25 protein-coding genes, 1 tRNA gene and 1 pseudogene are annotated in these 25,328 nt (G+C 57.5%); 7 read left to right on the top strand and 20 right to left on the bottom strand.

What is annotated here, in order from left to right:
* Positions 1-3: 3 nt before the first annotated feature.
* Positions 4-246 (bottom strand): hypothetical protein, encoded by a 243-nt coding sequence (locus BQ4436_RS06540; RefSeq protein WP_255366145.1) that lies wholly within the window; start codon positions 244-246, stop codon positions 4-6.
* A gap of 159 nt (positions 247-405) precedes the next feature.
* On the opposite strand from BQ4436_RS06540, the gene BQ4436_RS06535 reads away from it, so the two are divergent.
* Entirely contained in the window at positions 406-2,031 is a 1,626-nt protein-coding gene (locus BQ4436_RS06535) for a cytochrome c biogenesis protein CcdA (protein WP_070975955.1), read from the top strand.
* Positions 2,032-2,114: 83 nt separating this feature from the next.
* Here BQ4436_RS06535 and BQ4436_RS06530 read toward each other — a convergent pair whose 3' ends face one another.
* The gene (locus BQ4436_RS06530) at positions 2,115-2,459 is read right to left on the bottom strand and encodes a hypothetical protein (protein WP_070975953.1); all 345 of its coding nucleotides are present in this window, start codon (positions 2,457-2,459) and stop codon (positions 2,115-2,117) included.
* A 415-nt stretch (positions 2,460-2,874) separates the two neighbouring features.
* Between BQ4436_RS06530 and BQ4436_RS06525 the strand changes: the two genes are divergently transcribed.
* Positions 2,875-3,144, top strand: a complete 270-nt coding sequence (locus BQ4436_RS06525) for a type II toxin-antitoxin system Phd/YefM family antitoxin (protein ID WP_255366144.1) — start codon at positions 2,875-2,877, stop codon at positions 3,142-3,144.
* A gap of 142 nt (positions 3,145-3,286) precedes the next feature.
* Here BQ4436_RS06525 and BQ4436_RS06520 read toward each other — a convergent pair whose 3' ends face one another.
* Entirely contained in the window at positions 3,287-5,878 is a 2,592-nt protein-coding gene (locus tag BQ4436_RS06520) for an excinuclease ABC subunit UvrA (protein WP_083329481.1), read from the bottom strand.
* A gap of 126 nt (positions 5,879-6,004) precedes the next feature.
* Between BQ4436_RS06520 and BQ4436_RS12245 the strand changes: the two genes are divergently transcribed.
* Together BQ4436_RS12245 and BQ4436_RS06515 are read left to right on the top strand one after the other, a co-directional pair.
* Complete coding sequence (locus BQ4436_RS12245) at positions 6,005-6,163, top strand: hypothetical protein (RefSeq protein WP_176754821.1); 159 nt, start codon at positions 6,005-6,007, stop codon at positions 6,161-6,163.
* A 109-nt stretch (positions 6,164-6,272) separates the two neighbouring features.
* Entirely contained in the window at positions 6,273-7,016 is a 744-nt protein-coding gene (locus BQ4436_RS06515) for a hypothetical protein (protein WP_070975951.1), read from the top strand.
* 163 nt (positions 7,017-7,179) lie between these two features.
* Here BQ4436_RS06515 and BQ4436_RS06510 read toward each other — a convergent pair whose 3' ends face one another.
* Positions 7,180-7,659 carry a hypothetical protein gene (locus BQ4436_RS06510; RefSeq protein ID WP_070478498.1) on the bottom strand — a complete coding sequence of 160 codons (480 nt, stop codon included), beginning with the start codon at positions 7,657-7,659 and terminating at the stop codon, positions 7,180-7,182.
* Between the two features lie 666 nt (positions 7,660-8,325).
* On the opposite strand from BQ4436_RS06510, the gene BQ4436_RS06505 reads away from it, so the two are divergent.
* Complete coding sequence (locus BQ4436_RS06505; RefSeq protein ID WP_070478496.1) at positions 8,326-9,438, top strand: coiled-coil domain-containing protein; 1,113 nt, start codon at positions 8,326-8,328, stop codon at positions 9,436-9,438.
* A 257-nt stretch (positions 9,439-9,695) separates the two neighbouring features.
* Here the strand turns inward: BQ4436_RS06505 and BQ4436_RS06500 are convergent, their stop codons facing one another.
* From BQ4436_RS06500 to BQ4436_RS06450, 15 genes and pseudogenes are all read right to left on the bottom strand, one after another.
* Complete coding sequence (locus BQ4436_RS06500) at positions 9,696-10,277, bottom strand: NADPH-dependent FMN reductase (protein WP_022862715.1); 582 nt, start codon at positions 10,275-10,277, stop codon at positions 9,696-9,698.
* Between the two features lie 40 nt (positions 10,278-10,317).
* Positions 10,318-10,590 (bottom strand): hypothetical protein, encoded by a 273-nt coding sequence (locus tag BQ4436_RS12040; protein ID WP_133065267.1) that lies wholly within the window; start codon positions 10,588-10,590, stop codon positions 10,318-10,320.
* Entirely contained in the window at positions 10,571-11,596 is a 1,026-nt protein-coding gene (nrdF, locus tag BQ4436_RS06495; RefSeq protein WP_034666259.1) for a class 1b ribonucleoside-diphosphate reductase subunit beta, read from the bottom strand. The genes BQ4436_RS12040 and nrdF overlap by 20 nt, the downstream gene beginning before the upstream one ends.
* A gap of 51 nt (positions 11,597-11,647) precedes the next feature.
* Positions 11,648-13,843: a class 1b ribonucleoside-diphosphate reductase subunit alpha gene (gene nrdE, locus BQ4436_RS06490; protein WP_052205721.1), complete on the bottom strand. Its 2,196-nt coding sequence runs from the start codon at positions 13,841-13,843 to the stop codon at positions 11,648-11,650.
* 67 nt (positions 13,844-13,910) lie between these two features.
* The gene (gene nrdI / locus BQ4436_RS06485; RefSeq protein WP_052093126.1) at positions 13,911-14,360 is read right to left on the bottom strand and encodes a class Ib ribonucleoside-diphosphate reductase assembly flavoprotein NrdI; all 450 of its coding nucleotides are present in this window, start codon (positions 14,358-14,360) and stop codon (positions 13,911-13,913) included.
* A 116-nt stretch (positions 14,361-14,476) separates the two neighbouring features.
* On the bottom strand, positions 14,477-15,157 hold the full coding sequence (locus tag BQ4436_RS12575) for a metal-dependent transcriptional regulator (protein WP_022862719.1): 681 nt from the start codon (positions 15,155-15,157) through the stop codon (positions 14,477-14,479).
* 369 nt (positions 15,158-15,526) lie between these two features.
* Positions 15,527-15,946, bottom strand: coding sequence for a single-stranded DNA-binding protein (locus BQ4436_RS06475; RefSeq protein WP_070362918.1), 420 nt, complete (start codon positions 15,944-15,946; stop codon positions 15,527-15,529).
* A gap of 85 nt (positions 15,947-16,031) precedes the next feature.
* Entirely contained in the window at positions 16,032-16,175 is a 144-nt protein-coding gene (locus BQ4436_RS12240; protein WP_165482993.1) for a hypothetical protein, read from the bottom strand.
* Between the two features lie 165 nt (positions 16,176-16,340).
* Complete coding sequence (locus BQ4436_RS06470; protein ID WP_255366143.1) at positions 16,341-16,775, bottom strand: hypothetical protein; 435 nt, start codon at positions 16,773-16,775, stop codon at positions 16,341-16,343.
* Positions 16,741-17,247 (bottom strand): hypothetical protein, encoded by a 507-nt coding sequence (locus tag BQ4436_RS12035; RefSeq protein WP_143000836.1) that lies wholly within the window; start codon positions 17,245-17,247, stop codon positions 16,741-16,743. Before BQ4436_RS12035 ends, BQ4436_RS06470 begins: the two co-directional genes overlap by 35 nt.
* Before the next feature lie 105 nt (positions 17,248-17,352).
* Positions 17,353-17,679 carry a WhiB family transcriptional regulator gene (locus BQ4436_RS06465; protein WP_070975949.1) on the bottom strand — a complete coding sequence of 109 codons (327 nt, stop codon included), beginning with the start codon at positions 17,677-17,679 and terminating at the stop codon, positions 17,353-17,355.
* Positions 17,679-18,302, bottom strand: coding sequence for a hypothetical protein (locus BQ4436_RS12505; RefSeq protein ID WP_070975947.1), 624 nt, complete (start codon positions 18,300-18,302; stop codon positions 17,679-17,681). The genes BQ4436_RS06465 and BQ4436_RS12505 overlap by 1 nt, the downstream gene beginning before the upstream one ends.
* Before the next feature lie 498 nt (positions 18,303-18,800).
* Positions 18,801-18,941 (bottom strand): annotated as a pseudogene (locus BQ4436_RS12675) (hypothetical protein); the annotation flags it as partial.
* 775 nt (positions 18,942-19,716) lie between these two features.
* A tRNA-Met gene (locus BQ4436_RS06455) sits at positions 19,717-19,793 on the bottom strand.
* Between the two features lie 134 nt (positions 19,794-19,927).
* Positions 19,928-22,822 (bottom strand): UPF0182 family protein, encoded by a 2,895-nt coding sequence (locus BQ4436_RS06450; RefSeq protein ID WP_070976059.1) that lies wholly within the window; start codon positions 22,820-22,822, stop codon positions 19,928-19,930.
* Between the two features lie 175 nt (positions 22,823-22,997).
* On the opposite strand from BQ4436_RS06450, the gene BQ4436_RS06445 reads away from it, so the two are divergent.
* Positions 22,998-23,495 (top strand): PPA1309 family protein, encoded by a 498-nt coding sequence (locus BQ4436_RS06445; protein WP_070975945.1) that lies wholly within the window; start codon positions 22,998-23,000, stop codon positions 23,493-23,495.
* A 19-nt stretch (positions 23,496-23,514) separates the two neighbouring features.
* Positions 23,515-24,195, top strand: a complete 681-nt coding sequence (locus tag BQ4436_RS06440) for a hypothetical protein (protein WP_083329467.1) — start codon at positions 23,515-23,517, stop codon at positions 24,193-24,195.
* Here BQ4436_RS06440 and BQ4436_RS06435 read toward each other — a convergent pair.
* Complete coding sequence (locus tag BQ4436_RS06435; RefSeq protein ID WP_070975943.1) at positions 24,192-25,280, bottom strand: YlbL family protein; 1,089 nt, start codon at positions 25,278-25,280, stop codon at positions 24,192-24,194. The two genes, BQ4436_RS06440 and BQ4436_RS06435, sit on opposite strands and share 4 nt — an antisense overlap.
* Between the last annotated feature and the right edge of the window lie 48 nt (positions 25,281-25,328).

The following is a 25,328-nucleotide window of genomic DNA, read 5'->3' as shown; positions in this document are numbered from 1 at the left end:
GAGTTACTTGGACTCTTCCATCATCTTGTCCTCGCTCATCATGGCGCTGGATGGTGCCATCTTGTCCTTGCTCATCATCGCGCTGGACGGTGCCATCTTGTCCTCGCTCATCATCGCGGAGGAGGTCGGGGTCATGGAGCTGTCCATTTTGTCGTCCATCTTGTTGTCGGTGTCGTTGCAGGCAACGAGCCCGGTCGCGGCGATGGCGATAGCGCTGACGGTGGTGATGGTGCGGTTGATAGACATGGTGTCTCCTTCGTTGTGTCGGTATCACGGGCGCAGTTTTCTGGCCCGTTATCAAGTACTACGGAGCCGCCCACAGCGACGGATTGGAGCAATCCGAAAATGTGGGGTGCTCCGTAGTTCTGGATGTCAGGAAAACGTAATGAAGTAAGGACGTTCGAGATGTTCAGTGTTGTTCTTGTTGGATTCATCGGAGGGGTGATCACAGCGCTGTCACCGTGCATTTTGCCGGTGTTGCCGGTGGTGCTCGGGGTCAGTGTCGGGCGCAGACCATCGCATGTAGTTGCGGGTCTCACCATAAGCTTCGCGGTGATCGCGTTGCTGGGGTCCCTGTTGCTCAGTGCGCTTCATTTGCCGCCGTCAGTGCTGAGGTGGACGGGTATCGCGCTGTTGTGCTTGGTGGGTTTGGGCATGATTTTTCCGAAAATCGGGGAGGTCGTGCAGAAGCCTTTCGACGCCATCCCACGCCCATACCAACTCCAGCAGAATGCGAAGAACAAAGGTGGTTTTGTAATCGGGTTGGCGCTCGGAGCAGTGTACGTGCCATGTGCGGGGCCAGTACTGGCCGCTGTGACGGTGGCGGGCAGTACAGGTGAAATTGGTTGGAATACGGTGCTGCTCACCGTAGCGTTCGCGCTGGGCTCCGCACTACCCCTGTTCATCTTCGCACTTGCCGGCAACAAGATCGGGGAGAAAGTCGATGTGATGCAGCGCCACCGCCGCTCAATCGGCGTCGTGGTACTCGTATTCACGCTTGCTCTCGCACTCAATGCACCGGCAGCGATTCAGCGCTCACTTCCGAATTGGACAGCGGGCTTGTCACAACGTTTTGAAAACTCAGACTTCGCTACCAATGCGTTGGGCACAGGCGAGCTCAACACTTGCCGACGATCCGACCCCACCTCTCTCCTCGACTGCGGCCCTGCCCCGGAGTTTGCAGAGCTCGAGAACTGGATCAACACCGACCAACCACCAAGCCCGCATGATGGCGGAGTGATGCTCGTCGACTTCTGGGCCTACGCCTGCATCAACTGCCAGCGAGCCGGCGAGCATATCACCAAGCTTTACGACGCCTACCGTGACGCCGGCCTCACCGTCGTCGGGATCCACTCCCCCGAGTACGGCTTCGAACATGATCTGGACAACGTGAAAGCCGCCGTAGAAAAGGAAGGTATCCACTACCCGGTAGCGCAAGATAATTCGTTTGCCACCTGGCAGAACTTCAACAACCGCTACTGGCCGGCGCGGTACCTCATTGATCAACACGGCAATGTCCGTCAGATCGTGGAAGGTGAAGGTTCTTACGCAGAGACAGAACAACTCATCCGCGAGTTGCTGCGAGAGACGAATCCTGACGTGGTGCTGCCGGAGGTCGTCGAAAAGCAAAGTAATGAGTCTGGCACGAAAGACCGCAACCCAGAGACCTACCTGGGTACGGCACGCGCGAAATACACAACCCAACAGGGCTACACAGACGGCCCGCACGACTTCAGCGAACAGCCCGCGCCGGAACGATACATGTACGCACTGTCCGGGAAGTGGACGTTGGGGCCAGAATCCGTCGAGACGGACGGCGGGCACATGGACATCAACGTCTATGCTGCGTGGGTGCAGCTGGTCGTGTCGGGCAAGGGCGAAGTAGAAGTGGAGTACCCGGACGGCACCCACCGGACCTTTGATGTTTCCGACGGCACCCTCGACCTCGTGAAAAGCGACACACCTATGGAAGGAGTGCTGCGGATTCGGCCTTCAGCTGGTGTGAAGCTCTATTCGCTGACCTTTGGCTAACCGCAAAAGCCTCTACCGGCGCCATGCTAGTAGAGGCCTCAGCGTCTTCCGCTCATCAAAATTTGTACTGAAACTCGTCTGCCCTAGTTGTTTTTGCCACCCTGCTCCCGCTCTTCGCTGAAGTAGTACCCAATGATGCGCCAAAGGACGCTGATGATGACTGCGGTAATTAAGTACGCGCTGAACGCATAGCTAAAGTTCCCGCTGCCCGCATAGTTGGACATGACGTTACACATCGCATCATTTCGCACGTCGTATACGAGATAAACGGGTGCTATCAAAACCATCACCACTAAGAAACGGTATGGAGAAAGCACTTTTCGCTTCACCGAAAAGGGGTCTAGGAAGAATTGAATTAGGAACCCAATTATCACGATGAATAAAGCACTGAACAGCGCGACCGCAGCACCGAGCACCACAAGGATCATGTTTCTCTCCTAATTCTTCTTTTAGGGGTGACGCCACAACTTTCATTGTGCCCGACCTTCGGTTCCCTGTGTCACCTGAACGGGATCTGGCTGCCTATCGGCCGTGGTTCCGCTTGAGGTGGGGTCTCCAAATCACGTCTGGCTTCAGCCGTCGCCCTACGGCACGATGCCACGCGATCCCCATTGACGGGAAACTCGAGCAAACACCAACCTGTTCCGGTCGAGGTGCTTAAGGAGTGCGACGCTGGTCGTCAAAAATCGGCCGGGCTGGGCGAAAATGCGCGACCTGCATCGCACTCCTTAAGCACCTCGACACGAGCAAAACCCTGCAGATCAATCGCGCTACAGCGCCTTTTGACCACAAGCCCGAATCGGAACAACCTGTGAAATATCGCTGCCAACTGATATGTACAAGATGTACATTTACGATATGGAAATAAAATCAGTGACGTCCAGCGAATTTCGCAATTCCCAGAGCCAACTATTAGAAGAAGCGCAGCGCACACCTGTTGTTATCACCAGCCGTGGCAGCCGCGCTCGCGCAGTCGTCGTCTCTCCTTCTTTTTTTGCTCGCGCTGTCGAAGCTCTCGAGGACCTGGAAGACATCCGCGCTGCCGAAATTGCTCGGCAAGAGAGCGAGGAAATCTCGTTCGAGGACCTCAAAAAGGAACTCGGGTTCGCGTAAAGCTCCGCTATGTCAAACGCCCCTTATCGCATCACCTTCAAATCTTCTGCTGCGAAGGAACTACGCAAACTCGATAAGCAGACCCAGAAGCGTATCCGCGTCGAGCATCACCGCGTTCCAGCAGGACGCTGGATGCTCCCCCTCAGCGCAACCCAGCCCGTTCGGCCAGCACCTGGGCCGTCACCGAGCGCGAATCCGGCTCCGTCCCCTGCTGGGCGACTACCGCCGGCGTCCCGGTGGCCAAGATCTGGCCACCTTCGTCCCCGGCGCCTGGGCCGACGTCGATAATGTGGTCGGCCTGCGCGACCACCCGCAGGTCGTGCTCGACGACGACCACTGTGGCGCCGTCGTCGACAAGGCGGCGCAGCTGGGCAAGCAACAGATCAACATCCGCCGGGTGCAGCCCCGTCGTCGGCTCGTCCAGGAGGTACAGGCTGTGCTTGCGGCTAGAGCCACGCTGCATCTCGGAGGCCAGCTTGATGCGCTGCGCCTCCCCGCCCGAAAGCTCCGGGGACCCCTGCCCCAGCCGCAGATAACCCAGGCCGAGCGCGTGCAGGAATTCGACAGAGCGCAGCACCTTCGGCTCCTCGGCGAAGACCTCCAGCGCCTCGTCCACGGTCAGGGCCAAGATGTCGGCGATGCTGCGGCCGTTCCACTGCACCTCAAGGATCTCCGGTTTGTAGCGCTTGCCGTGGCAGGCCGGGCAGGTGGTGTACGTGCCCGGCAGGAACACCAGCTCGACCTCGATGCTGCCCGCACCGTCGCACTCCGGGCAGCGGCCCTTCGTCGTGTTATAGGAAAAGTCCGACACCGACATGCCCCGCCGCTTGGCCTCTGGGGTCGCGGCGAAGAGCTTGCGGACGTGATCGAACAGCCCCGTGTACGTCGCGACGGTGGAGCGTACCGTGCGCCCAATCGGCTTCTGAGTGATGTGCACCAGCCGACGAATCTTCTCGACGCCCTCTACGTTGTCCACCCGGAAATCCCGGGAGTCGTCGGAGTTTGCAGTGAGTTCGGCATCCGCATCCTCTCCCGAGGCCTCGTCGGCGCCGACCACCTGCTTGGCAGAGCGGGACACCACGTCCGCCAGCACCCCGATGACCAGGGTGGACTTGCCGGAACCGGATACGCCCGTGACTGCAGTGAGTGCTCCTAGCGGGAAGTCCACGTCGGTGCCGTCGAAGGCGCGTGCGTGCACGCCGCGCAGGCTGATGGAGTCACCGGTGCCTGCAGGGGTGTCCGTCAGCTTGGGGAAGGCCTCGTTGAGCGCGGTCGCGGTGGGCGAACCTAGCTGTTCGGCGTTGGCGCGGAACTGGTCAATAGGCCCGGAGAACACCAGCTCCCCGCCGCGCTCCCCTGCACGCGGGCCGATATCCACGATCCAATCGCACCCCGCCACGAGCGACATGTCGTGCTCCACCAGCAGTACCGAATTACCAGCGTCGATGAAGCGCTGGAGCAGCTCAGAGATCGCCTTGCGCTCCACCACGTGCAGGCCAGCCGAGGGCTCATCCAACACGTAGGTCGTACCGAACAGGCTCGAGTTCAGCTGGGAGGCCAGCCGCAGTCGCTGGTGCTCGCCCGCGGACAAGGTCCGCGCCGGACGGGAAAGGCTTAAGTGCCCCAGTCCCAGCTCATTCGCCGCCCGCACCGTGGGCAGCACCTGATCCAGCAGCAGCTCTTCGGCCTCGTCGTGCTCGTTCCACTGCTGCTCCGTGATGCCCTCCAGGCGCTCCAGGCGATCCTCCAGCACAGCCAGCACGTCCTTCAACGCCAAGTCGTTGAACTCGTCGATGGCGTAGCTGGCGTAGGTGACCTGCAAGGTATCCGGCTGGAAACCGCGGCCCTGGCACGTCGGGCACGTCGATGAATGCATGAAGGACAGCACCCGACGACGGTTCTTATCCGACTCCGTCTCCGCCAACGTGTCCGTGAGGTACGTGGCAACCGAACGCCACTTGCCTTTATAGGAACCATGCACAGCGTTCTCATCCCGCACCGGGTGGACGGTGACCACCGGCTGCTCGTCCGTAAACAGGATCCAGTCGCGGTCCTCCTGCGGAATATCCCGCCACGGGACGTCGAGCGGGTAGCCGAGGGTGCCCAGGATGTCCCGGAAGTTCTTCCCTAACCACGCCCCCGGCCACGCTGCGATCGCGCCGTCCCAGATGGACAGGCTGGGATCCGGCACCATCGACGCTTCCGTCGGCCGGTGCACAGTACCGGTCCCCTGGCACTCGGGGCACATACCAGCGGTGGTGTTGGGCGAGAAAGCGTCGGAATCGAGCCTGCCGTATTCCAGCCGCTCACGCATACCGTCCGGGTAGCTGCCAGAGCGGGAAAAGAGCAGCCGGATACTATTCGACATATTCGAGATCGTTCCCACAGAAGATCGTGCCCCACCCAGGGTGGTGGACTGCTGCAACGCCACCGTCGGCGGCAGACCCGCGACCGACCCAACCCGCGGGTTGACCGCGCCACCGATCAGACGACGCGCAAACGGCGAAACAGATTCCAGGTAGCGACGCTGCGCTTCCCCATGGATGGTGCCGAACGCCAGGCTGGACTTTCCCGAGCCCGACACACCGGTGACCGCCACGAGGGTATCCCGAGGCAGATCAACGTCGATGTGCTTCAGGTTATGCAGGTGCGCATCACGCACCCGGATCATTGGATCGTGACCCGCACGTGCTGAAGCGTGCGCAGCCGGGGACTCGGACGTGGCGTGATTCATGGTCGCCACCATACCTTGCGAGCTGCTCCCCTCTCGGAGGGGGTTGTCAGCGACGGGTAGCACGACGCTCTCCACCTATGCGTCTTCCGCAACCACGGGTAATCAACCACTGCTACTGAAACCGGAATGAAACCAGCCGACCGTGAGAAGAAATTAACAATTCGTATTAGCGAACAAGCCAGAGAAAACTTCCCGATGACGGAAATCCTCACCGAAGCAGTCCCTGACAGTATAAAGAAAAATCGCAAATCTTTGCGAGAGAAAATACGCCGGGACACCCTCTAACCAGCGCTGACTCAAACACAGAATGTCAGCATGCCGTCTCGCCAGCATAACTCCATGCCGTCATGTCGGCATGCCTTTATAGCATTGCCGAAAGTAGAAGGGAGCAACGATGACAACACCACAAATCAGGTTTCACGGTTACCCGAAGCGACCAGTGCCGGACATCCTGGGAGGGTCGGATTGGGATCTTCCGATGGTCGATCGCGACAGCGACTCGATCTTCCTCATCGTGGAGTACCTGAAGATAACCGATCCGGAGAACGCGAACGAGCCGACCGCGTACAAGATGGTGTCCCAACTCAACCAGGAGCACACAGAATTGGAGCGCAAAGCGATCGACGTACTGCGCTCGACACCGGGCATTCAACAGGACAAGGATCAATCCCTGTACCGAATAATGTTTCAATTTCTGCAATACCAAGTAGGACAGCTCGTGATCAAAGCCTTGGAAGCGACGGGAGGGGACGCGACGAAGCTGGCAGGAATGATGCGCTACCACAAGCCAGCGATCACACCAGCAGAACTGAACGACGCAGTGATGAAAACTACCGTGGAGGAAGCACTGAAAACGTTGGGCAAGGACCACAGCCCACAGGCAGTCGAGGAACTTTGGCGGCAGCTGAACCAACAGGTCGATTTATTGTCGTGGACTCGGAGAGCACAACGCTTAGCGGGATGGGCGGAGGACATCCAGAGCCTTCCGGACAGCAGCGACGAGATGAAACGAATCTTCCTGCAGGACCAGAACGAAGCCGCCTGGACGGTGATCGACCAACACCTGACGGAGCCGATCAACGCGCTGATGGAGCAGCAAGAAGAAGAGGATCCCTGGGCGGTGGACTGGGACAGCTAAGCGGGGTTATCGATACCGCAACTCGTTCTGGCACACCGGTTCAGTTTGACCGGTCAAGCTTGGAACTGGTTGCGTCCTCGCCGCGAGCGAGCGTCCAATCCAACATTGAGGCAATACGTCCCGCGCAACACGGGATACACGGTCTGTTCAATAGCATGTGCGCTCATGACTCTCCTGCTACAAACTGTTCAAGCGCATGTTTTACCTCAACAACATGGATACGACGAACCGCTTCCTCAACGACCTCGCCTACAACGCTCCTAACATCGCCCGTGCCCAGGAGAGCGTCGACAGCATCAATCTGTTCATCCGTCACTTCGTCATAGACGCCCGCAGGAACCTGGTAATACTTGGCCAACAAGTACCTAGAAAGGCCTTCTGTCAACGCATTCAATCGCTGAAACTGCGCTCCAAGGGTTTCCTCCCCCAAAAGCCGCACTGCTTGGTCAATCCCAAAGACCTGCCACCCGCTTGCATCCGCCCTGCTGGCATCTCCTCCCCATGTTGCCGCGCACTCGGCGATATGTGATACGAGCAATTCTTTGGTTCGGTGCTTAATCAGGCTCCATGCACGAGGCGACAGTCCGTTATGCGCCCTGCTCATTGACTCAATGTCTTCATTAATCGTGGTTGTTTTCATCATGGCGATACTCCATCTGCGAATGCTTGTCTATATTTAGACGCTGGAGACCGCGTCTCGGTTCCCAACGCTATTGCTCGAAGATCGAATGTGGGCGTAAGGGACATTTTGTATGTAGATGTCTATCTGGTTTCCCGGGATGGCCTCGGCCAACAACCAGATATGGTTTTCAAAACAGTTCCATTTGCCCGTTTTGAGAAATCAACACCGAATGACGTCTGGTGTGTGGTATGGAGTCTGCGGGCAGCACAGGAACCCCAGCGAGATCAAGGACTCTAAGGAACTAGAACCAGCCGCCTGTGCGTTGGGCGGTCGCAAATAGCCAGGGGACGAGCAAAGCCCTTGACGTGCACAATTCTGGCCGCATCGAGTTAGCGGGTGTTCCGGTCGACCTCCTAGCGTCGACCAATGCAGGTCACGGCATTTTGGGCCCATTTCGTGCTATTTGGCCGATTTTGCGCTGACCTGCGTTGGTAAACCGGAGTAGGTCGACCGGAAGAGGTCGACGGGAAGAGGTCGACCGGAAGAGGTCGACGGGCCGAAAGAATTCGATACCGGCATTGATCATCAGTGGAATCCCGGCTTAGGAGTGAGAAAAAGGTGGGCCGGACGGAGCTGAACACACACACAAAATGTCCCTTATCGCGACACGCCGTGTTTACGCACAAAATGTCCCTTAAGCCGGAAACAGGAAAAGCCCCCTCCGAAGAGGGGGCTGATCCCGACAAGCTCCGCTGCCGGCCCGGCATCGCGTACAACACTGATGAGTCGGTGCGGTACATATCTGGCCCGAAGAAGGGCAAACAAATCTCCGGGAACCAGAAGTTCATCGACGCGCAGCGTGGACTTCGAGAGCACATGTACGCGTTGGGTTACCCGGTAGAGCTAGATGTGTCTGAACGTCACAATGAGTCGCTGAATCTTGACCGTTACGTCGAACAGCAGGACCGGGAGCGCGACCTTGCGAACCGTGAGGACGAGGTGGAACGGAAGCACAGCTCCGTACAGCGAGATGTCGATGCTGCAGCGAAAGACCGCAAGCAAGCTGCAGAAGAACTCGAACGGGCGCAGCAGGCCCGTGAAGAAGCCCAGCGTGTGCAGGAAAATGCTGAACAGCAGGCTCGCGAGGTTGCCGAGCGCGTACTCAAAGAAGCACGCGAGAAGGCCGAGCAGGACGCCGAAAAGATTCGTGATGATGCACAGAAGGATGCTGAACAGGAGTTGGGTCTTGCCGAGGCACGGGCGGAAGAGTTACTGGACCGTGCCAAGGAGGTTGAGAGCGCCGCCGAAGCCAAGCTCAAGCGTGTAGAGCAGGAAGCTGAACAGCTCCGCAGCGAAGCACGCGAAAAGGCCGAGCAAGAAGCCGAGCAGATCCGCAGTGACGCACGCAAAGAAGCTGAGCAGACGCTGGGTCTCGCTGAAGCTCAGGCAGATGAGCTGCTTGACCTTGCCGAAGAATTCGGCAGTGAAGAACATGATGAGGCCACACGTGACGCTGCAGTAACGCGCGAGGAAGCAGAGCAGGAAGCGAAGATCATCATCGAGGAAGCAACGCAGTCGTTGCAGGAGATTTCGCATGTTGATCAGGACTTTTTGCGGGTCGAGATTGACAGCAACCCAGAGATGAAGCAACGGTACCGCGAGATCGTCATCGACCGTACTCAGGAGGAAAGCGCTGCAGTACTGCGTCGCGCGCTGGAACGCATCGCTAAGCGCCGCCAGCAGGAGCAACAGCGCGACCACGACGGTGACAAGGAGTCCCCCGACGGCGGCAAGCCGTAGATGGGGGTCTCCCCTGCCCTGTATGGCCCTGTAGCGGCCTAACAGGATGTCGCCAGGGTCAGTGTCCAGCGACAGCGCTAAAACCGCTCTAATTCAGCGAAAATCGAAGAATTAGAGCGGTGTTTTTTGAAGCGTCCTGGGTTCAGATTCAGGTAACTCAAGGATGAGTGTGAATCCGGGGTTTGTGTCTTTGAGAAGGCCCTTTAGAAGCCTTCAAGTACTTCGTAGAGGGCGGTGGCTAGGGTTAGTCGCCGTCGCTAGCTGTGCTTGGCTGTTAATGTCATGTCGACCAACTGCAGGAAGCGTATAACGTAGTCTTTGACAAAGCCTGCGGTGCCTTCATTGAGATGGCCGGAGTCTTCGAAGAGGGTGGGGGATTGGCCAAGGAATACCTCGGGCTGACCAGGAAGCGGCATATCGAAGTAGGACAGGGCGAGCCGGAGGTTCTTCTGTGAACTGTAGCCGCCCATGCGGCCTACAGAGTGACTGATGATACCTGCGGGAAGGTTCTTCCAAGCCACATCCGAGTTGGGCTTGGAACCGATGTCCACTGCATTCTTGAGACAGGCAGGGATAGTACGGTTATTTTCCGGGGTAACAAAGAGGACGCCGCTCGAGTTCTTGATGGTGTCGCGGAAAGTGGTGTACTCAGCTGGAATGGGCTTGTCCGTGACCGAGGGGTCATCGTAGTCGAAGTCATAGAGCGGCAAGTCACGGATTTCAACGATGTCTGCCTGGTAGTTTTCAGGGATCATTGTGAGCACTTCGTGTGCAATCTTGCGCGCAAATGAGCCGCGGCGCAGGCTGCCGACGATAACACTAATGCGTGGGGTGGTCATAGGAAGTCCTTTCTTCTTAGTTGGGCGTAGGTACGTGCGATCAAGGGAGAAAAGGCTTGCAGCCAAAGGCAGGCGGTGGCCCGGCGGCGTGGGCGGCAGTAAGAAAGTTATCCACTTTGTCTTCTTCATGGCGGAAGTACAGTTCGATGAGTCCTAACAGTCCCCCGAGGACGGCCTCCCGTGCGGCGGACGTATCCAAAAGCCGCATGGCTGCTGGTTGGTTTCCTTCGCGGATGGCTTCAAACAGCGCGATGGTCTCAAGCCAGCTTCCTTGGTCTGGTCGTGGAAACGGTTTAGAAATCCCAGTCATCATCACTCGTTTCTTCAGCGGTGCCAATGACATAGGAGGAACCGGAGCCGGAGAAGAAGTCATGGTTTTCATCTGCTCCAGGTGCTAGGGCAGCGAGGATTTCCGGGTTCACTTCCGTTTCTTCAGGTGGGAAGTAGTCCGGGTAGCCCAAATTCATGAGCGCCTTATTGGCGTTATAGCGAACGAATACAGCTACATCATCCATGAGCCCCAACGGCTCATATAGCTCGCCGGAATAATCCAGCTCTAGGGCATAAAGCTCTTCGAGCAAGGAAATAGTGAAATCATGCATCTCCTGTTGCCGTTGTGGAGCAGACGTTTCCAGTCCGCGCTGGTACTTGTAGCCTGAGTAGTAACCGTGCACTGCCTTGTCACGCAGAATGAGGCGAATCATGTCTGCCGTATTTGTCAGGGTGGCGTGGACGGAAAAATGCAGGGGAAGATAGAAACCCGCGTAGAGAAGCAGCGAGGAAAGCAGCGTCGATGACACTTTGCGCTTGAGTGGATCGGGTCCAAAATAATGAGTGAGCACTTTTTTGGCGCGTGCCTGGAGAAGGTCATTATTCACCGCCCAGCGGTATGCCTCATCAATTTCTTTCGTACTGCTCAAAGTAGAAAACACTGAAGAGTAAGAACGGGCATGGACTGATTGCATGAAGGCGATGTTGGTATACACGGCCTCCTCGTGCTCGGTGCGGGCATCTTGGATCTGACAGATTTCGCCCACAGTGGCCTGGACGGTGTCCAGGGTGGTGAGTCCCGTGAACACCCGCATGGTGAGGTTGCGTTCCTCCGGTGTCATCCTCTGCCACGCCGGGAGATCGTTTGAAAGTGGAACCTTTTCTGGCAACCAAAAGTTGGCGGTGAGGCGGTTCCACACTTCAAGATCCTTCTCATCGCTCACCCGATTCCAATTGATGGCGCGGATGCGGGCTGAAGGGTCATGCCGGTAACTTGGCGGCGTAACTGAGATGCTGGTTAGCTCAGCAGTGTTTGATGTTGAAGACATAGCTTCTTTCTTTCTTGATGGATGGTTGTGAATGAAGGAAGGACCGTGTTCCTACAGAGCACAGGAAACGCAGCCTTCGACCTCGGTTCCCTGGAGTGCAGGTTGGCGTAAACGGATGTAGTACAAAGTCTTGATTCCGGCTTTCCAGGCATAGATTTGTGCCTTGTTGATGTCCCGCGTAGTGGTGTCAGCGGTGAAGAACAAAGTCAGGGAAAGCCCTTGGTCCACGTGTTGGGTGGCCATAGCGTAGGTGTCGATGATTTTTTTGTACCCCACGGTGTAGGAGTCATCGAAATACTCCAAGTTGTCGTTGGTCATTTCCGGTGCGGGGTAGTACACGCGCCCCAAGCGGCCTTCCTTGCGTATTTCAATCTTGGAGGCAATCGGGTGTATGGACGCGGTGGAGTCATTGATGTAGGAAATTGATCCAGTGGGTGGAACTGCCTGCAAGTAGGCGTTGTAGATGCCGTCTTGCATCACTTGGTTCTTGAGCCGTAGCCAATCCTCGCGTTGAGGAATCTGCACGCCAGCCTCATGGAATAGCTGTTTTACGTGGTCAGTGGCCGGCGCCCAGTCTTGGTCGATGTACTTGTCGAAGTAGACGCCAGTGGCATAGGTGGATTCTTCAAAGCCAGTGAATCGTTGACCTTTCTCAACCGCTAGCGCATGGGATGCACGGAGCGCATGATAGGTCACGGTCAGGAAATAGATATTTGTAAAGTCCAGTGCTTCGGCGCAGCCATAAGGAATACGCTTGGAAGCCAGGAAACCGTGGAGATTCATTTGGCCCAACCCGATGGCATGCATGGATGCATTACCGTGAGCGATGGAAGGAACAGCTTCGATATTTGTTAGGTCTGAGACCTTCGTGAGAGCGCGCACCGCGGTTTCAACAGTTTCCCCAAAGTCCGGTGATTCAAAAGCTTTAGCGATGTTGAGCGACCCTAGATTGCAGGAAATGTCCTGGCCAACGGTGGTGTAGTTACCTGAGGCGCCGTAGGTGGATGGCGTGTTGACCTGGAGGATCTCACTACACAGATTGGACATATTGATATGTCCTTTGAGGGGATTAGCGCGGTTGACCGTATCCTCAAAGAGTATGTAGGGGTATCCAGATTCAAACTGAAGCTCAGCCAGCGTGGTGAAAAACTCGCGGGCCTTGATAGTCGTATGAGAAATTCGCGGATTGGAAACCAGCTCGTCGTAATACTCGGTGATAGACATGTCAGACATGGCTACGCCGTACTCGCGAGCGATGTCATACGGGCTAAAAAGATGCATATCCTTGTTCTCTTTGGCCAGCTGGAAGGTTATATCTGGAATAACAACTCCCAGCGAAAGAGTCTTAATGCGGACTTTCTCATCGGCATTTTCCCGCTTGGTATCCAGGAAACGAAGAATATCTGGATGGTGCGCATGTAGGTAGACGGCTCCAGCGCCCTGTCGAGCGCCCAATTGGTTGGCATAGCTGAAGCTATCTTCCAGAATTTTCATGACTGGGACTACGCCGGAAGCTTGGTTCTCAATCTTTTTGATTGGGGCTCCGGATTCGCGCAGATTGCTCAGTAACAAGGCCACACCACCGCCGCGTTTTGAAAGCTGCAGTGCAGAGTTCACGCTGCGGCCAATGCTTTCCAAATTGTCTTCGATGCGAAGGAGGAAGCAGGAGACCATTTCGCCACGCTGGGCTTTTCCTGCGTTGAGAAAAGTAGGGGTGGCGGGCTGGAAGCGTCCGGTCATGATGTCATCCACCAGCTTCTCCGCAAGCTCTTCATCGCCCTGTGCAAGGTACAAAGCTGTGGTGGCGACGCGTTCTTCGTAGCCTTCCAGAAATCGCGAGCCATCAAAGGTTTTCAGTGCGTATGAAGTAAAGAACTTAAATGCGCCGAGGAAAGTACGGAACTGATGCTTGGCTCGGTGGGCTCTGTCGTACATAGTGCACAGAAAATCGTCATCATAAAGCTCAAGGAATTCCCGCTCGTAGTATTCGTTATCAACCAACCACTCCAAGCGCTGCTTGGTGGATTCAAACTGATGCATGCGGGGAGTGACATGGTGCGCTAAAAAGTCTTGTGTTGCCTCAATGTCCTTGTCGAACTGGATTCTTCCCGAATCGTCGAATAGGTTCAGCTGCGCGTTGAGTGCATGGTAGCTCTTGCGCTTACCGACACCGCCGGCATCGTCTGCTGAAGCGGTGCGGGGCGTAGGGCCAATGGGCTGTGTGGGGGTGGCCTTAAGTGGCGGCATTGTGGTTTCCAATCTGTGTGTTGCGGATGTGGTCTTCATTTTGTGGGAAATCAATGGGGTGTAATTGTTAGTTGCTTTGCTGCTCCCAAAACTTGTGAAGGCCCTGCTTTACAGCGGCAACGTCCTTCTGCGTGCCGAGTAGCTCGAAGTGATACAGCTCTGGAACGTGGCACTTAGCGGAAATGATGCGGCCGGCGACGCAGTAAGCGCTTCCGAAGTTGGTATTGCCTGAGGTAATCACGCCCCGGATAAAGGAACGGTTGATTGGGTCATTGAGGAAGTCGATGACCTGTTTGGGGACTGCGCGTTTGAGCGAGCCACCGCCGTAGGTTGGAACGATGAGTACGTACGGGTGTGAAACCTGGATCATTCCGGTTTTCTTGGGCCGCAGTGGAATGCGCACTGCGGGTCTATCTAAGCGTTCGACGAATCTTTTTGTGTTTTCAGAAACGCTAGAAAAGTACACCAAATCTGGTGAGTCTGACATGACAATCCTGCTCATCCTGGCCTTAGCCATAAGTGGGATAGGTGATGATCGAAAAGATTAACTACGTACAGCCGTAGTTGCAAACTACGCCGCACCGTAGTTTTTAAAAGGGCAGGTAGGGACAGGATTAATGAGAAAGGGAAAGACTACAGGCTGTGGTGTGCTACAAACACTGCGTCCGTAGCTGGGCGCCCAAGTACTACCCACTGAGTACTGTCGGCTACCTGTACTTCGAGCGATTCTGAAAAGGGCGTTCCTTCGCGCGTGGTAAGAACAGCCCCAATGACGATGCCTTGCTCTTTGAGGAAGGCCAGCAGTTGTGGGTCGGAATCAGAAATGCGTTCCACGGTCACCTGCGGTTGTGCGCCGCTGTCGGTGAGACGGTGCGCACTGGGGATAGTGACCTGTCCATCAACCGTAGGGATAGGGTCGCCGTGTGGATCCCTAGTGGGGTAATTGAGGAACTTATCCACGCGCTCTATGAGCATGTCAGACACCGCGTGTTCAAGATTTTCGGCTTCATCATGGACCTCGTCCCACGTATAATCCAATGCTTGAACCAAAAAAGACTCAAGCAATCGGTGGCGGCGCACCATGACCAATGCGTACTGCCTGCCAAGTTCGGTTAACTCCACAGAGCCATAGGGCGTGTGTGACACGAGCCCTTGCTTCGACATTTTGCGCACTGCATCGGAGACCGAGGAGAGCTTGAGTCCCAGCTGTTTCGCTATAAGTGTGGCGGTAACGGGCTCGGATGACCATTCCTTTAGCCCCCAGATAGCTTTCAAATAGTTCTGGGTACTGGTGGACAGCTCAGAAACAGACATGAGTAAATGTTAACCCAGCTTCCGTATGCGCCTTAGGCGCTGTGCCCCAACGCTCATAGCGAACAGAGGCCAAGTTTGAGAGGAATGCCGGTAAGGTGGGGCCAGTTAAAGCATTCTTCACTTGAAGGAGAACCACTAATGTCTGAGAAGATTTCAATGAACTTGAAGTGCGCCAGCGTAGTGCGTAATGGAATGGCTAGTACACAGTGCAGTAAAACAGCGCATGTAATGGCTCATGTAATGCACTGTGTAGAGACAGAGCGTCTGGAGCAGGAGTATCAGCGCTCCCGTACTGGACGGCGACGGCGTTATGCGTGGTCTGTGCTGAAAAAATAACCCCGCAGGTTTCCCTGCGGGGTGTTGTTGCAACTAGAACGGCACTTCTTCAGAGTCATTAGCAGCAGCGTTATCTGCGCTGTTCTCGCGGCGTGCTGCTCGTGCCTCAGACTCCTTCTTGGAGTCGATCAGCTGCACAGTGTCGATGCGCGCTACCAGCGGATAGTGCTTGTTGCCGTCCTTATCGGTGTAGTTGTCAGTCTTCAGCGAGTAGCTCACTGCAACGCGATCACCAGCGCCGATGCATCCGAAGACGCCGAGGTTCTTGGCGTCAGCCACGTAGCCAGTGAGTTCGACAATCTCTGATTCCACCTTGCCTGTGGACTTGTTCTTGAACGTATTACGTGCGTAGACGTTGAGCTTCACCGTCGCACCGCCGTTTGCGTGCTCAAAGATCTTCGGCTCGCGTGCTGCGTTGCCAACGATGGTGCCATTGTTAAACGGGTTGGACATTGTGATTTCTCCTTATATGAGTGAGTGTGTGATTGTCTTTCAATTGTGTGTTTGAGCAGCGGCTTTGCTGCTGCTGTAAGTGCTGTTACAGCACTGCCCAGGGCAGATGTGCCCCTGCTGCTTCCAGGTCGCGTAGCTCTTGTGCGGCACCCGGATCGGCGTCTTCGCCATCCATGCCGTCAGACATGAGGTAGAGCAGCTCTAGGTCTTCGTGGGTGTAGTGGTACATGGCGTGCCTCCGTGTCGTGGATTGATTCTCAATCCGTTCTTTGAGACAGCTCTGCTGTCTAGAGACCTCTCCCCTGCTCGGTGGAGATTTCCTTCTTCCCTGGTCACGGCGTGGGTAGAAAAGAAAAACCCCGCTACAGCAACTGCTGCAACGGGGTGTGAAGTACTAGTTTTCGAACAACTGCACGCGAGCCTGAGCACCGCCCTCGTGAACCACTTCTGCGAGACGACTGCCCTCGCCAATGTCGATTAACTTCGCCACCAGCGACGGGAACGTCTCTTTGCTGCTGATCTCGGTGGCCCTGTGTGCGGCAACGCCAGCCAGACCCGTCTGGCCGGTTGCCTGGGCCAGCACGGCGACAGTGGCCGTAAGCTGTGCCCTCATCCCAGGCCAGTGAGCCGGTACAGCGCGCATCACCTGCTCAGCGAACTTGAGACCTGCTTGTGGCTCCTCAAGCAGCGCAGCAAGCAATGGATCACGCAAGCGCGGTGTCGTGAAGCACTTCAGCGCAGATCGGATAGCACGCGCACTCGGCTGCGTCATCCCCGCCGCTGCCTGCTCGTACTCACGCTGCAGTACTAAGAGCGGCCTCGTCTGCAACCAGCGCTTCCATCGATCGGTTCCACTGCTGTTTAGTCGCTGTATCGACGATGCTTTGCAGCGAAGCATCGCACGCTGCACGGTTATCTTCTACTGCTTTTTGAAAACGGTCGTAAGTTCCGACACCGTCATTCTCATTAGCATCGAAATTAGTGAGTCCAAAATATCTCCATGTGTCATCTGGGCAACCATGGAACCGCCAAGATCCATCTGTACGGACGAGCCCCAAGCTTTTCACAGATGACCCCAAGCCGCGGTATTCATAAGCTTCCTGTCCCTGGACTACAGAGAACACCTTGAACTTCGTATTGTGTGCATCAAGCATTGACTTAAAGTCCGACGCATCTTCTGCCGATGCATATGTGGGAGCTATGGGTACCCCGCATAGCAGCGAAGCCCCGAGTACCGTCGCGATAATACGACGGCGAAAGTTGTTAGCTTTCACTTCGATCCCTACCTTTCTGAAAATCATGTAAAAACAATGAATCAGACCTGATATTTGCCGAAGTGGCCACTAAGTAAACCCCCTCCCCCATAGTGGGGGCTATACATAAGTATGCAATGGTGTTATTTGTGTTTATGCGCTGGCTGCAGGCCTATTTTGCCGGTTTTTCACGAAGAGCACTCCACCCCAGATGCCTTTACACTCAACACTTTCCAGTGCAAATTGATAGCACTGCTCGGCAATTGGGCAGCGCTTGCACACACTGATCGCTTCACACTGGCGCTGAGTACGGTCTTCGTCGGTTTCTCCGTGAATGCTTGCATCCCACGCCCCGGCAAGACCTGCTGTGGCACAGGCCGCGTCGGCGAAAAACTCCGGGAGTGCAACTTGTTTTGCAAGGTCTTTTTTAGGCGATCGCTCCCGATCAATAGGGGCGACGCCAGCAGGCTTCGTCCCCATCAGATAGCCTCCTTGCACGCATTGTGGGTACAGCGCATCACTGCGGTTCCATCCGGCGTTGGCGCAAAGCCATTGTCGTCACATAGCTCGCACGCATCGATTGCTGCGCGCTTTTCTGGCGCCATTTTGCGCGACGGCATCAGCGGAGCCTCGAAGCTGGAATGCTGGCCAAGGCCTGGACTAATCGGTGGTTGATCCAGTGGCACGTCATCCCGCAAACGTGCCATGACCAGGGCAGTTAAGTTCCGAACATTGCTTGGCAGCTGGCGCATCGCCAGGATCAGCGTTACGTCGCCCTTCGACCAGCCAGCGTGGAGGCGCTGGTCAATCGCATGCCCAACGCGAGCCAGGTGCTGTGGACCCATTGCCTGCATCGTTGCTGGCAGCACCTCACGCGCAAGGGTGACAAGCTCGGCCTGTGACAAGCCTGCTGCTTCGCCACGCTCCGCAGTGGGAGCGTCCTGGCTTAGAACGACGCTTTCACTCGCTGCATGGTCCGTGGACGGCGTTTCAGCTTCCACCGGCGTAATTACATCGCTGGTAGCTTCTGGCAACGCCTCTGCCGCGTGAGTGCGCTGTTGCGCCTCGAGCTCGCGTACGGCTTGCAGTTCGTCGTTCGTCACACCATCCGGCAGGACCGCTTCGCCGATGAGCGCAAGCGAAATCGTGCGAAGCCGATCGGTCCATTCGTAGAGAGTTTCTTCCCCTCCCCTCGAACCGCTAGGTTCGCCCGTCGACGAAGCCGACGAACGGCGATCCCGTTTCTTCCGAACGGGGGGCTTGGGGGGCAGGGATGTTTTATTTGTTTCATAGTTATATGTCTCACCAGTGAGACTTACGGAGCCATCTTTTGAGACACACGGCTTCTCATTTTGAGACTTACGGTCCATGCCGTTTTCCGTATGTCTCATTTTGAGACTTACGGCCTGACCAGCGTCTTTATCGAACGGGTTTTTCGTATGTCTCATTTTGAGACTTACGGCCTGACCTGCATTTTTGCCGTCGTCTTGAAAGTCCCCTCGCGTAATCGCGTCAATATTTAGTGCAACCAGGCTCGCCGATCGCGTGGTGTGACCGTTCTGGTCGACCCCCCACCGACAATCTCTGAAAATGAGTCCGCATTTCTCTAACTCTGCAAGGTGCCGATGCACAGTTGCCCTTGACTGTTCAGTGCGGCGACAAAGCTCGTCAACGAATATCTCCGCTCGAGGGATGTGGTCGCCATATTTTTCAGGCTGCGGATAGACACGGTCAGCAATCATTGCGAGGCAAAACTTGGCTGAACTCTTCAAGCCGCGAACGTTGTCAACAACGGCTGTCATCTCTTTAAAGCCCATGACGCTTACACCCCCGCCCTAGACAAACCATGGTTCCGGTGTAGAATATGCTCAAGAAAAAGAATGCCGTTCTTTTCGGTGACGTCGTTTCTGTTGCGAGCAGAAGCGACGTTTTTTAATGTCTCCACCAGCTATGCCCCCTTCAAAAGTTGATCGATCGCGGAGACCGGAATTTGCCAGTGCCCGTTCGGCAGCTGAATCGCGCCGCCGAGGTAGCCTTTCTTGGCCCACTTTCGAACAGTCACTCCAGATGGATTGCCCGGTATTCGCTTCCTTGCTTCGTCTGGAGTCAACCAGACCTCATTTTTGCAACTATCACTCACGTTCATACTTTTAAGTAATCACACCGGCCAAGGTTTCGCAACTTACAGTTTCAATTAGTTGCTGTAGTTGTGACTGCATGTTACAGTTTTAACTATGAGTCAAACGAAAACGGCAATGACAGTCAACGAAGCCATCGGGGCTAAGGTTGACCAATTGATGTTCCGCAAGCGTGTTAAGCGGAAAGATGTCGGGCTTGCACTTGGTATAACTGGGGCGGCTGTCAGTAGGAAGATTTACGGTCAGGTCGCGTGGACTGCGGAGGACCTTTTTAAGACTGCCGACTTCTTCGGTGTTGAGATCACGGACCTTCTCCCCCGCCGTGTTTCTCCCCTAGAAACAGGAAAAGCCCCCTCCGAAGAGGGGGCTGATCCGAAGTTGGTAGCGGGGGCAGGATTCGAACCTACGACCTCTGGGTTATGAGCCCAGCGAGCTACCGAGCTGCTCCACCCCGCGTCGGGTGATATTTGATTTTCACCTGCTGCCTTAACGGGCAACGAGTGATAACTATACGCATACCTCTTTCAAACACCAAATCCCCTGCGCACCTCACGGGTTCGCAGGGGATTCAAGTGGTTATACGAGAAGGGTTACATGCTCTGGTATTCCTTCACCGCACGGTCGAGCGCGTCGAGCGCCTTGCCGTACTCCTCGAAGGAGCCGTCGCGTGCGCCTTCCAGGTTGCGCAGCGCGTCGTTGATGTTGTTCAGGGCCTCGTCCTTGTTACCGGCAGCTGCTGGTGCTGGGGTCTCGGCCTTCTCGCCATCGGCTGGTGTTTCCTCGGCTGGCTTTGTCTTGCCCTTGTCGTCGACGATGTCGATGTCCTGGGCGGCCTCAGAGTGAATACCAACCTGCTTCAGCGCTTGGGAGATCGTCGGTGCGTAGCCAACCTGTCCGCGGTAGAACACGAGCACGCGCAGCAGCTTCGGGAAGGCGGATGCCTGGTCCTTGCGCTGCGAGTAAATCGGCTCCACGTAGAGGATCTCTCCCCCACCAACAGGCAGGGTGAGCAGGTTGCCGTTCTTCAGGTCGTTGGTGCCCTGCCACAGGGTGCGGTCGCGCGCCACTTGATCGGAGGACATCAGAGCGTCCTGCGCCTGCTTCGGGCCCTGGGTCTGCGTGTTGGTTGGCAGCACGCGGACGGTGATCTGGCCGTAGTTCTCCGGGTCGGAGGACACGGACATGTGCGCGGACAGGAACTCGCGGTTCAGGCCACGGAACGGCGTAATCAGCTGGAAGGAAGGCTGGTTGGTCTCCGGGTCGCCGGCGACGACGTAGTACGGAGGCTGGTTGAGCTCCTTGCGGCCTTCCGGCGCGGTCGGGTCGTTCGGCACGGACCAGAAGGCGTCGTTGTTGAAAAACACGCCTGGGTCGTTCACGTGGTAGCGAGCCAGCAGTTCACGCTGAACCTTGAACAGGTCCTCCGGGTAACGCAGGTGGTCGCGCAGCGAATCGGAGATGTCGCTCGCCGGGCGCACGGTGCCAGGGAACGCGCCCATCCACGCTTTGAGCACCGGGTCTTCTTCGTCGAACGCGTAGAGGTCCACCGTGCCGTCGTAGGCGTCAACAGTGGCCTTGACGGAGTTGCGGATGTAGCCAACGTTGTTGTTCAGCAGGCGCTGCGTAGTCCCGTCGGGGTTTAGCGCGTCCTGCGTCGTATCCGTCAGGGATTCGCGCGTTGCGTACGGCAGCTGGGACAGCGTGGTGTAGCCGTCCACGATCCACTTAATCTTGCCGTCGATCACGGCCGGGTAGGTCTTGGAATCCGTGGTCAGCCACGGCGCGACCTTCTCAACGCGCTCGCGTGGGTCGCGGTCGTAGAGAATCTTCGACTCTGAGCCAACGCGGTCGGACAGCAGGAACTTCAGCTCCTGGTACTTCGCGGAGTACGCGATGCGGTTGACCCAGTTGCCGATGTTGACGCCACCTTCGCCCTGGTAGGTGTAGGTGGAGCTGTCAGTGTCGTACTCGACCGGCCCCTGACCGTTATCACCGACGATGGCGTAGTCCAGGCCGTCGTTCGCGGAAGCGATCACCGGGCCGTAGTAGACGCGGGGCTCGTCGACCTGGATCCCCAGCTCGTCCGCCTGGTCCTTCTCAGCAGCAATCGCGTTGGACTGCAAGTCCGAGACGGTGAAGATCGGCAGGCCACCACGGGTGGAGCCGGCGTCCTGCGCGGCCTCGTCAACACGGTTCGCCTGCGCTGCAATGAAGCCGTTGCCGTGGGTGTACACGGTGTGGCGGTTGATCCAGTCACGCTGGTTTTCGCGCAGCGCGTTCGGGTCCATCTCGCGGGCCGCGACGACGAAGTCGCGCATCTTGCCCTCAACCTCGTAGCGGTCCATCGCCAGCTGGTCGGGGAAGCCGTAGAAGTTACGCAGCTGCTGGTTCTGGGTAAAGGTCGGTGAAATGATCTCCGGGTCCAGCAGGCGAATGTTGCTGATCGTGGCAGCGTCGTCCGCAACCTTATCGTTGGAGACCTTTTCCGCGCCCCAGTTGTCCTGGTATTTCACCTGCTCGTCGGTCAAGCCGAACGCGTAGCGGGTGGCCTCAATATTGCGGGCGATGTACTCGGCTTCCTTCGACTGGCGGTTCGGCTTGACCGAGAACTGCTCCAGCAGCGCCGGCCACACACCGCCGACTACGAGCGAGGACACAAGCATCAGCACCGCGGCCAGCACAGGAACGCGGAAGTCCTTATATACAACGGACGCGAAGAACGCCGCTGCGACGAGCACCGCGATGACCGTCAGGATCACCTTGGCCGGCAGCGACGCGTTGACCGTGGTGTAGGACGCACCGGTGAAGATGTCGTTCTGGGAGTACAGCAGGGTGTAGCGCTCCAGCCAGTAGCTAACTGCCTTGAGCACCATCCACAGGCCCGCGGTCACGGCAAGCTGCACGCGAGCGGACGTCGAAATGTGGCCCGGCACCCCGCTGACCTTATTGCCGATGCGGATGCCGCCCAGCAAGTAGTGGCCCACCGCGCCAACGATGAAGGCGACGAGCAGCAGGAGCGAGAGGCCGTCGATAATCGCGGTGATACCCGGCAGTGCGAAGGCGTAGAACCCGAGGTCCTTGCCAAACTGCGGATCATCCACGCCGAAGGATTCCCCGTTGAACCACAGCATGAACGTGCGCCACAGGCGCTGCCCTGCCAGGCCGGAGAAGACCGCGATCACCACCGGAACCCACACCAAGAGCGTGCGAACGCCCTGCTGCAAGTTGACCTGGGTCCGCGTGTCGCCGACAACGGCTTCAAAGCTCAAGGCTTCTTTTGTGCGGCCGCGCCACGCAAGCCACGCGGCGAGGTAGGTGATCAGCGCGCCAACGGCGGCAAAAATAACAAACAACACCACTCGCGCCACGATGACGCGGTTGAAGACCCCACGGAAATCAAGCTCCCCGAACCAAAGAAAATCGGTGTAGAGACCGATCAGGATCGGGATGCAAAACAGCAATACACCGAGGACACCAATGGTGATGGCAAGTCCGGAGTTCTGTTTCTTCGCGTGGGGCTGTGGTTGGCTGAGGCGGGTGGCCAAATCCTGCTCCTTCGAAATAGTCTTAGTACGCGTATTAAGGTTCTACCTTAAAAAGTGTAACGCCTGAACTGACAGAAGGGTTCCCGTGCTCAACCAACAAGCATTAAATAAGGCCATGTCCGAAGCCGTCGAGTTCGTGCACGCGGAAGGCTGGGATCAGGGCCCGACCCTCTTCGCACTCGTGCCCTCCTCCCTGCTTGTCGACGAGCTCGCCCAACTCGAGGTTGACGACGCCACTTCGCCGCTGACCCTCGTTGTCCAGGACAACCTGCCGGAAAACATTCGCCCCGGCTCGGAGGAGCTCGCGGAGTACGTGGCGCGTATCGCCTGGCCACACGCGGTGGAGGGTGCCGTGCTGGCGCAGGAGATTATGTTCCGGGACACCAGTAGCGATGACCCCTCGCCACGCCCGGCGCGCCTCTTCTCCGGTGTGCTGCGTGAGGAAGGCATCGAGCAAACCCTGCTCCAGATGCGGCTGACCGAGGAGGAGCTGGAGGAGCGCGGTATGTTCGCCCAGGACGATATCGAGCTTCGCGGTGGGCCAAACGTAGCGCCGAACGTGATTGCTGCGTTACGCTACGGGTTGGAACAAGACCCAGATGAGCTGTCCTAAGAGGGTAAAGGAGCACAACGTGGCTACATTTTCGAACGTTTGGCGTCGGCGCGTCGGTACGCCAGCGGTGCTGGCGATGGCGCTGGTGGTAGCCACCGCGTGCGGTGGCAAGGACGAGCCGTCGGAAGATCCGACCACGACGGAGGCACCGGCCTCCTCCACCACTGAGACCACGGAGTCGCCTTCGCCGTCGGAGTCTGCGTCTGAGGCTGAGTCCGCGGAGGCTACGACGGAGGGGACGTCAACAAGCACTACGAGCACTGCGAAGAAAGACGATAACGGCGTTGCTGAGGTCGCCAAGCAGTTCTCGACGCTCGCTCCGCCCGAGTTCTTCGAGAAGCTGGACAGCTGCACCCCGACCGGCCTCCCGGACGCGTTCGATTGCAGCAGCTCTGAGATGGGCCAGTTCCAGTTCATGGAGTCCGAGTCCGTCGCCACCACGAGTACGCAGGTGCTCACCGAGCTGCGCTCGAGCGAAGTCGTGGAAGACACCGGCCGTTTCGTGGTCGGCTGGTCCACGGTTGGCTCCTCTGCCGTGGTGACCGTCATTGATAATGACAAAGGCCAGATTATGAAGCAGCTGCTCACCATGGACCGCGAAGGCCCGCGCGAACACATCTACAAGCTCGGGCTGGCGAAGCGCCCGGAGGGCGCCACCACCCCTGCGGAGGCAACCACCTCCACCGAGTCTGAGTCCTAGCTGCAGCTGCGCACCGGCTGGCCGTGGGCGAACGCGTCCATGGCCTTCACGGCGTCATCAAGCGTTTTGACTGCCGCGACCTGCATCTCCCCGCTGTCCGTGCGCATGACTTCCGCGCAGTTGCCCTCGGGCGCGAGGAAAAGCTCGGCGCCTGCGTCGCGGGCACCGGCGATCTTGTGGGAGATGCCACCGATCGGGCCGACCTCCCCTGACTCATCAATCGTGCCGGTTCCGGCCACGAACTTCCCGCCGTTGAGCAGACCCGGCGACAACTTATCGATCACCGCCAGCGAGAACATCATCCCGGCACTCGGCCCGCCCACATCGTTGAGGTTGTAGGTCACCTGCACGCCATCGGCCGGAGCGGACGTCATCAAGATCCCCAACATGGGCACCTTCTTATCCTCCGGATTCGCGCCGAGGGTGATCTCCTCCGTGTGCGGCGCGCCGTCACGCAACACGTCGACGCTGAGCCGATCGCCAGGGGCGTGCTCGCGCACGATGCGCTGCACCTCCCGCGGCTGCGCCACGTCCTTCCCCCCGACCCTCGTGATGATGTCTGCCGCCTGCAGCGCACCGCCTGCGGCGCTGCCGTCCATCACCTCGTGAACCACCACTGTCGTCGGGCGGCCGAGGTAGTTCATCGCGGCGATCGTCGCCGCCGACTCCGAAGCAACGAATGCCTCCTGGTTGCGCTGCTTCATCTCCTCCCGGTTCGTATTCGGAGGCATGATCTGCTCCAGCGGCACAATCGTGTCATCCGTGGTGATCCAGCGGGTCAGCGCCTGCACCAGCGTCATATTGGTGCGCACAGACACCGTGGTCATGTTGAGGTTGCCCTCCGTTTTGTCGGAGTCCGCGCCCTCGATCTCAACAACGGGCACGCCCTCAACATCGCCGAGCGTGTTAAACGTCGGCCCCGGCCCCTGCGCCGCGTACGGCACGGCCAGGGAGATATCGGTGCCAGGAATATGGTCGAGGCTCAGCGCCGCGGCCAGCACCGCAAGGGGGATGGCGCCCCACACAATCGTGGCGAGGCGGCGGCTGCGCGGCTGTGCCTGTGCTTGTTCTTGCTCGGCGTTCATCACGCCCACAAATCTTAGATGTTCGCCCACAGCGTTGCGATTTTCCCG

The organism is Corynebacterium sp. MC3 (assembly GCF_900099485.1).
GTDB classification, from domain to species: domain Bacteria; phylum Actinomycetota; class Actinomycetes; order Mycobacteriales; family Mycobacteriaceae; genus Corynebacterium; species Corynebacterium pseudogenitalium.
This window is presented reverse-complemented; position numbering and strand designations above follow the sequence as displayed.